The 1,676-nt window shown below is 39.9% G+C and carries 1 protein-coding gene; it reads left to right on the plus strand.

All coding sequences use genetic code 11. The annotated features are described in order from the left end of the window. Positions 1-1,676: cadherin-like domain-containing protein (locus AC8GF4_RS10855; protein ID WP_506594611.1), on the plus strand; the 1,676-nt coding region annotated here is incomplete at both ends.

The raw sequence follows: 1,676 nt of genomic DNA on the forward strand, positions 1-1,676 counted from the left end.
TTACAGGGACAAACGACGCTCCGGTAGCTCAGGACAATGCGTACAGCGGATTGGAAGATGCAGTTTCTATTACAGGAAATGTAATCACGGATACTGATGCAGTAGCAGGAACAGATAGCGATTTGGATTCGGCAACATTAACTGTTCAGGATTATACTATCGCTGGAATTTCAGGAACACAAACCGTGGGATCAACAGTAACGATTCCTTTAGTTGGAGAAATCACGATATTAGCCAACGGAAGTTTAACTTTTGTACCTGTTTTAAATTATAACGGAACGGTTCCAACTATTACTTATACATTAACCGATGGTGTATTTACCGATACAGCAGATATTGTTGTTACTGTAACGGCAGTGAATGACGCGCCAATTGCCAAAGACAATGCGTACAGCGGATTGGAAGATGCAGTTTCTATTACAGGAAATGTAATCACGGATACTGATGCAGTAGCAGGAACAGATAGCGATTTGGATTCGGCAACATTAACTGTTCAGGATTATACTATCGCAGGAATTTCGGGAACTCAAACCGTGGGATCAACAGTAACGATTCCATTAGTTGGAGAAATCACGATATTAGCCAACGGAAGTTTAACTTTTGTACCTGTTTTAAATTATAATGGAACGGTTCCAACTATTACTTATACATTAACCGATGGTGTATTTACCGATACAGCAGATATTGTTGTTACCGTAACAGCAGTGAATGACGCGCCAATTGCCAAAGACAATGCGTACAGCGGATTGGAAGATGCAGTTTCTATTACAGGAAATGTAATCACCAATACTGATGCAGTAGCAGGAACAGACAGCGATTTGGATTCGGCAACATTAACTGTTCAGGATTATACTATCGTAGGAATTTCGGGAACACAAACCGTGGGATCAACAGTAACGATTCCATTAGTTGGAGCTATTACAATTTTGGCAGACGGAAGTTTAACTTTTGTACCTGTTTTAAATTATAATGGAACGGTTCCAACTATTACTTATACATTAACCGATGGTGTATTTACCGATACAGCAGATATTGTTGTTACCGTAACAGCAGTGAATGACACTCCATTAGCTAATAATGATACAAACGCTAACATCCCATCAACAGCAGGCGCAACAGCAATCAATACCTTAACCGCAACTGATTCTGATGGAACAATAGCAACGTATACTATTTTAAGTTTACCAACAAATGGAACTTTAGCTTTATCTGGAACAGCAGTAACGGTAAATCAAGTATTGACACCAGCACAAGTAGCTTTGTTGACTTATGACCCAAGCGGAATTTTCACAGGAAACGACACGTTTACCTTTACAGCAACAGACAACAATGGCGCTATTGATGCAACCCCAGCAACAATTACAATTCAAATAATTACTGTCGCACCACCACCACCACCAGCTCCACCGGCAATATTCGCTGATACTGATTTGGCTGGTCCAATTGTGAGTAATACAACAGTGCAAAATGTTTTGAATGTATTGTCTAATGATTTTATAGAATTGACACCAGCCACAGTAAGTAATGTTGTAGTATCTACAGTTACAGCAGATCCAACAGGGTTTATGACTTTGCAAGGAGATGGGACAATAGTTCTAGGGGCTAATATACCAGCTGGTACCTATACATTGACCTATTCAATATGCGAAATAGTTAGACCAACCAATTGCACGACT

This window comes from Flavobacterium rarum (SeqCode), from assembly GCF_965234445.1.
Lineage (GTDB): Bacteria > Bacteroidota > Bacteroidia > Flavobacteriales > Flavobacteriaceae > Flavobacterium > Flavobacterium rarum.